7 protein-coding genes and 1 pseudogene are annotated in these 6000 nt (G+C 57.4%); 3 read left to right on the top strand and 5 right to left on the bottom strand.

Annotation, left to right across the window (positions count from 1 at the left end; genetic code table 11):
- The coding region (locus AB4Y44_RS27410; protein WP_368619611.1) for an FAD/NAD(P)-binding protein at positions 1 to 1666 on the top strand (1666 nt) is incomplete at its 5' end.
- A 124-nt stretch (positions 1667 to 1790) separates the two neighbouring features.
- On the opposite strand, the pseudogene AB4Y44_RS27405 reads toward AB4Y44_RS27410, so the two are convergent.
- Both AB4Y44_RS27405 and AB4Y44_RS27400 read right to left on the bottom strand, forming a co-directional pair.
- Positions 1791 to 1995: pseudogene (locus AB4Y44_RS27405) on the bottom strand (transposase domain-containing protein); the annotation flags it as partial.
- Positions 1996 to 2254: 259 nt separating this feature from the next.
- A complete protein-coding gene (locus AB4Y44_RS27400; protein WP_368685908.1) occupies positions 2255 to 2845 on the bottom strand; it encodes a DUF4158 domain-containing protein in 591 nt (196 codons plus the stop codon).
- A gap of 136 nt (positions 2846 to 2981) precedes the next feature.
- On the opposite strand from AB4Y44_RS27400, the gene AB4Y44_RS27395 reads away from it, so the two are divergent.
- Positions 2982 to 3260 (top strand): hypothetical protein, encoded by a 279-nt coding sequence (locus AB4Y44_RS27395; RefSeq protein WP_141710967.1) that lies wholly within the window; start codon positions 2982 to 2984, stop codon positions 3258 to 3260.
- Between the two features lie 884 nt (positions 3261 to 4144).
- Here the strand turns inward: AB4Y44_RS27395 and AB4Y44_RS27390 are convergent.
- The gene (locus AB4Y44_RS27390; RefSeq protein ID WP_256095114.1) at positions 4145 to 4417 is read right to left on the bottom strand and encodes a hypothetical protein; all 273 of its coding nucleotides are present in this window, start codon (positions 4415 to 4417) and stop codon (positions 4145 to 4147) included.
- On the opposite strand from AB4Y44_RS27390, the gene AB4Y44_RS27385 reads away from it, so the two are divergent.
- Entirely contained in the window at positions 4323 to 4658 is a 336-nt protein-coding gene (locus AB4Y44_RS27385) for a DUF3757 domain-containing protein (RefSeq protein WP_368619640.1), read from the top strand. The genes AB4Y44_RS27390 and AB4Y44_RS27385 overlap by 95 nt on opposite strands.
- A gap of 119 nt (positions 4659 to 4777) precedes the next feature.
- Here AB4Y44_RS27385 and AB4Y44_RS27380 read toward each other — a convergent pair whose 3' ends face one another.
- Both AB4Y44_RS27380 and AB4Y44_RS27375 read right to left on the bottom strand, forming a co-directional pair.
- Positions 4778 to 5182, bottom strand: coding sequence for a hypothetical protein (locus tag AB4Y44_RS27380; RefSeq protein ID WP_368619612.1), 405 nt, complete (start codon positions 5180 to 5182; stop codon positions 4778 to 4780).
- 11 nt (positions 5183 to 5193) lie between these two features.
- Positions 5194 to 5589, bottom strand: coding sequence for an efflux RND transporter permease subunit (locus AB4Y44_RS27375; RefSeq protein ID WP_141710968.1), 396 nt, complete (start codon positions 5587 to 5589; stop codon positions 5194 to 5196).
- Between the last annotated feature and the right edge of the window lie 411 nt (positions 5590 to 6000).

The raw sequence follows: 6000 nt of genomic DNA, 5'->3' as shown, positions 1-6000 counted from the left end.
ATGCCCATCGGCTACACTCGACGCTCGATTACGTCAGCCCTATGACGTTCGAGAAGAACTGGCTCGCTGCCCAGCGAGCCGCCTGAATTCCCTCGGCTATGGGATACGTCAAACAGGGGTAAGGTCAGCAAGCGACGCTATCGGCACGAATATTCATGTGAACGTCAAAATAAATTTTCTGCGCGAGCGGATACGAACAACCATTGGAACCGTGGCAATGACTGTATCGATCGTGATAGTGGGTGCCGGCTTTTGCGGGACGATGACCGCCACATGGCTACTATCGGATCAAACCGCAAAGCCCCTGTCGATCGCACTGGTCGATGCCAGCTATAGCGTTTCGCGCGGCATTGCTTATCGGTCGGACGAGGAAGGTTGGCTCCTGAACGCACCCGCACGGGCCCTCAGTGTTGAGCGGGACAACGGGAACGGCTTTGTCGATTATTGCCGACTGCGGGGCCGGCCTGCGGAACCCGATGATTTCCTGCCACGCGCATGGTACGGTGACTATCTTGCACATCGGCTAAAACAGGCAGTAGGAAAGTCGGGGAAGCATCAGTTTTCTCAACACGACGGATACGCCGTTGCGCTGGCGCCCGAAGAGGATGGCCGAACGAAGGTTTACTTGCACACGGGTGTGGAGATTTCTGCCGATCACGTCGTCCTTGCGACGGGCCACAGCTATGGCCGCCCCTCCATCACTGTAGCAGCGACCGGTGGCGCTTCACTCGATCAACGTTTCCTCGCGAATCCCTGGGACGCAGTTAAACTGCGGGCCGTGCCGGATGACAGCCAGTTCTTCATGTACGGGTCTGGTCTGACGGCACTCGACGTTGTTTACGCGCTGCATCGGCGCAGCGAAAAGTTGTGCTTCACTCTTATGTCCCGCCGTGGTTTGTTGCCCCAACACCACCGCCGGTCACTGCCGAAACTTCAGCCACAAGCGCGGCGGGCGCTTCTCGATCAACTGACTGCTGGCCCTAGGCATTGCCTCACCGCCGTACGCAAAGTCATTGCTGAACATCGCGCGAGAGGCGGTGACTGGCGCGAGGTGATCGATAGCCTGCGTCCTGCGGTACCGCAGATCTGGTCAAACTGGTCTGAGGCCGACCGGCGCGCTTTCGTGCGTCATATTGCGCCTTACTGGGAAACACATCGTCACCGACAGCCACCTTCCACGGCAGCGCTCGTCGCGTCACTCAGGATGAGTGGCCGCCTCTCGCTTATGAGTGGGCGAATCGAGACAATCAGCGCACATGGCGACGGGCTGCTGCTGGCTATTCGCCCGCGCGCAGCAACGGGCTCGCGCGTTGTACGCGCATCGTATTTCGTCAATTGCACGGGTGCCGGGATGGCTCCCGCTCATTCAGCTGCGGCGTCAGATACAGTACCGCATGCAGATCGCCTACATCGGCCTATAGCACACGGGTGCGATTCTCTTTTTGATCAGTTACGGCGCGACGGGATTGCAAAATTTGACTGGGCGGGGTTGTGTGTTGATGAGTCTTACCGCGTAGTCCGAGTCAATGGCTGCACGAATCCGTCACTCTTTTATATTGGCCCCGCGCTTAGAAGACGCTTTTGGGAGGCGACGGCGGTGCCCGAATTGCTAATGCATATCGAGCGGATGACGGAGATCATGAGGCGGCAGTTTTCTGCACGTTAGACGCGAGCGCGTGGCCTGACAGGGTCATGGATGCAAGCGCACGCTCTGGTTCTGGCTCCAATATCGACGCCTGCCTTGTGATGTAAGCAACCGGTGAAGTCACCTTGCCCGGCGCGCGCGGAATCTATAGAGCGCTGGCGGAAGGTTCCCATCGGTGAGGCAGCAAGTCGTCGATGTCAGTCGCGAGATATGTGGGCAGGCGCGCGAGCACATCCTTCAGATAGGCGAGCGGATCGTGCCTGTTCAGTTGTCCCGAACGGATCAGGCTCATGATGGCAGAGGCCCGTTCCCCGGCGCGAAGTGAGCCCCGCAAACAACGAGTTTTTTCTGGCGGGGCCTAGGTGTCGATGGCGGTCAGTGTCCGCCCTTTTCAGGCGACGTCGTATATCGACGTCGCGACAAAGGGCGAACAATCCAGATACTGCAAGCGCTAAGTGCGCTGAGAGCGGTATGACGACGATGCAGGTCGCGGCGTAGGGGCGCGTAGGGCGATTGGAGACACGCCCCGCGTCGCGTCGTGACAGCGGCATGGAAGAAAGGCGGTATGCGGTCCATTAAACTTGCGGTAACCCATGATTTTTTGAGAGTTCAAAGCCGAGTTGTATATCGATGAGTCTTCGCAAACCTCTCCAGATCGCGGTGTTTCCGGGCGGCGGGGCACTGGCTCGATCCATATCCGCCAAGCTGGGCAAGTTTGAGGAGATATCGTGTAAGAGGCGTAGCGTTCGAAGCTTCGCGTAGCTTCAAAGTGCCCGCGCACGATATCCTGCTCACAAGCTTTCGGATTTGAAAGCAATCGGTAAGCCGCCTTCGTATTGCACCTTTGGTATCGGAGTTGTAATAGGGCTGGATGCAGAGAAATTCCCGGATTGCCGCATAGTGACGAAACAAGACGGGCGACCTTGCCCTGTTGTAGCCGAATGCGGCCTCGGCGCCTATGTTCGCGCTCGCCCGGATGTGCTCGATGACAGCGGGGGGAATGGCGTCAACGAAGGGAAAGTAGTGCATCTGCTGAAAGGCCTTCAGCAAAACCAGCAGGCCCAGTCTCGAGGACTGGCCACGCGCGTTGCGGCGCACCCACTCGAGCTCTTCGACGTCCGGCGAATAGAACGCTTGCAATTCCTCCGGTGAAAAAACCTTGGGAAACCTCGGATACGCGGTACTTTCGATGGTCGCCATGCCGAATTCCGGATCTCGAATGGGCTGGCCAGTGTAGCGCAAAAAATCCGGCAAAGCCGTCACACCTGTGCCAGTCTTGAGCAACCAGTTGGCCGCGATAATTTTCGGATTCAGAACGCAGCGAAGGGGCAGAAACATGGGCAAAGCCAGCCAGCAGAAAAAATCGTCGCGTGCCCGCAAACTGGGCGTTGGCGACCTGGATGCATTGCGACGGGGAGCGGTTCAGTCAGGGAACCCGACGCTATCGTTCTCGATCGGAATGAACTGCCGCCGGAGCAGAAAATCTCCTGGCGCTCTCGCGCAAATGCTTCAGGATGAGGTATCCGATCATCCAACACTGGAGGAATATCAGAGCGCGCTAACGGCGATTGCGGCGGCGTGGAATACCAGCCTCCCGCCCGAGAGAGCGTGCTGAAGCGCTACGCGATCAGATCGGATTTGATAAAAGTGTTCCACCCGAAATACGGCGCGAGATCATACAGGGCATCGAGCGCCTGGTTGGGAAAATCTAACCCGCTTTCCCGTGACCTCCGTCGTATCGTTTCGTGGAAGGCAAGGCTCGAAGGTGACGTACTCCGGGTCGTTGCCGCAGCGTCCGACGGTCCCCGGCACGACACTTTTAAGTGATGTCATACGGGGTTTGGCGCGAACGATGTCCGCGTAAGAAATCGCACATTCAGACCAGTCGGCCAAGGACTCGGCCGTCCCGCGCTGGCTGACCACGTTGACCTATCTGCATCTCGACGACGCAAGCGGACGCGATAGCTCAGGGAAGCATCCCCAGCCCGATTTCCTTACTCCACCAAGGCATAAAGATCCGCCACCTCATAACTTCTACACTTATGATCGCTATTCGGCTGAATCGTGGTCAGGGGCCTTCACGATATGCGGAAGGCCATTGCGAGTGGCCGCATTCGCGCCGAACGCCATTGAGGGCATGCGCCGGGTTATCTTCGTCATTTTTTCTCGAATCCTTTGCCCGCAATATCGTCGGCTCAAACTCCTACCGCCGTTCGCCAATCCGGTATTATGCGCTTGCTCGCTATCTCTCTGCGGTGCTTCGAGGATAGCCGAGGGGTGGAAACTACAGGGCTTTGGCATTCCATGCCTTAACGCCTCGAAAACATGGATCTGCCATACCCATCAACGACATTGACTCTCGCATAAATTTTATTTGTTATGGTTAGCGCTATTACGGTATAAACTATGTGCTCGATTTCAGGCGATCACGCAATCGAAGTTCTAAAAAGGCGGAATTAGACATCATCTAAACTGCAATGGCTTGCATTTTAATTTTCGTTAAATGCATTGCCAGATGCTCAGATAATTTAGCCCACTGCCATTGCAAAATTGAGGAATAAAGCCGAAGATGAGAAATCTCTTTCTTGTTACCCTTGCGCTCAGCGCATCGTATTGCGCTGCTGCTGAAACATACGAAAGCTGCCCGACGCCCGCCGTCATCAAAATTGCGCGGAACGTGTACACTGCAACAACCAGCGATAACGAGGGGGAATGGACGGGTTTTGCGAGAGGACCGGACGACGGCAATATCAAGGAATTCACCTCAGCCACGTTTGATCCACCGCAGCTTGATAATGACGGTGTTGTGCAATCGGCGTCAGTCCAGTGCTCCTACGAACTTGCCAAAGGCGGACATGTGAATCTACGGTACATGCCTAGGTCTCCGCTACCAAGTCTAAGGGTAGATCAAGGCTTATGGCGCCGGAAATCTGGCCTTCGCGACCTTGACTACTATGAATGCACTCAGCCGACCGCGTTGCGTTGTAGGTTCGTTGTCGTTCGACGGTCCTGAACAAGCTGAGCGTCCGGCAGCGGCGGCTTCCCGGTGGGAGCCGTCTTGGTGCAATTTCAAGGACATTGACCTGTCGCCTCGCGAATCCTAGCGAGATTCAGACGAGGTCAACGGTACGTTTAGTGGAGAAGAATCTGCTCCGGCATCCGCTGCGAGAACAGGTCAATGTGAAGCACCAACTGGTGGATCTGGCTGGAACCGACCTTCTGCTTGGTTTTCGCGTCCCAAAGGCCTCTGGTTGCACGGCAGCATCCGGACAGCAGCGCAACCAGCAGCAGCGTCAGACACGACACGGACCATTCCCGCACGAAGGTATCCGCGCATTGCGCGAATCGCGCCACCGCCGCTGCGCCCCGCTGGAGTTCGCGCAGGATCACGCCCACATCTCCTACCGGTGCGCGAGGCACTTTCCTCCTCCATCGATCCCAGCCGATGGCAAGCGCCGCGCCAGCCAGGACAGGCCACAGCGCCCCGGGCGCGAGCGCGTCGAGCAGCGTGCCAACCGGGATGTGCAGATACAGCACTCATAGCCCGATCAGCGAGGCCAGCACCATGGCGAACCACGTGAGCGGTGCGGGGACGCGGGCATGGGCATACGTCGATCAGCCCCTTCGTGCCGATCAACGCCAGAATGCCCAGAATCGCGACGATACCGAGCGGCCGGTTGAACACCAGCAGCGCTGAGCACCACGCCGATCAGGCCCAGCGGCATCACCGCAACCTCCATGGCCAGACGCCGGAAGCACACCAGCAGCACCATCATGCTCGTGAACATCAGCACGATCATGACCGGCACCACCGCAAAGACCGACGTCCGGGAGATCGCGCTTTCCTCGAATAGGCCGCTGGTTTCGACCCGGTAGCCGCCCGGCAGCTTCGCCTTGAACGCGTCGATCTTCGGTGCCACCGTCGCGACGACTTCGTCGGACACGCCGACCAACATAATTTATATGAACGCCCCCGATGCGCCAGTTTTTCTTGTGTGTTAATTCGACACGTTTCGCAACGAGAACCCGATCGACATCGCGGCCAGCCTCATTCGCTGCGGGCCCCGATGAAATCCGCTGACTCGTCCCTCATTTGTCGCACGAGCTCAACGCTCGAATTATGCTTCAAGTTCAGCGAGTCACGGTCCGACCAGTCTTGTCATCACGCTCGATTGCCAACGCAACCTTTCGACGTCATTCGTCCAAGCTTTACTCTGTTGCTCGATCTATCAAGCTGACTTCGCTAGAAGTCAGAGGCCCCGTAGCTTGGATAGCAGGGTGGGGGGAAACCAAGCCTCTGAAGCCTATCGACAGGCATTTCCTAGGGGAATGCGCGAGTCATCGGGCCGTAACAA

This window comes from Paraburkholderia sp. BR10937, from assembly GCF_040965695.1.
Lineage (GTDB): Bacteria > Pseudomonadota > Gammaproteobacteria > Burkholderiales > Burkholderiaceae > Paraburkholderia.
This window is presented reverse-complemented; position numbering and strand designations above follow the sequence as displayed.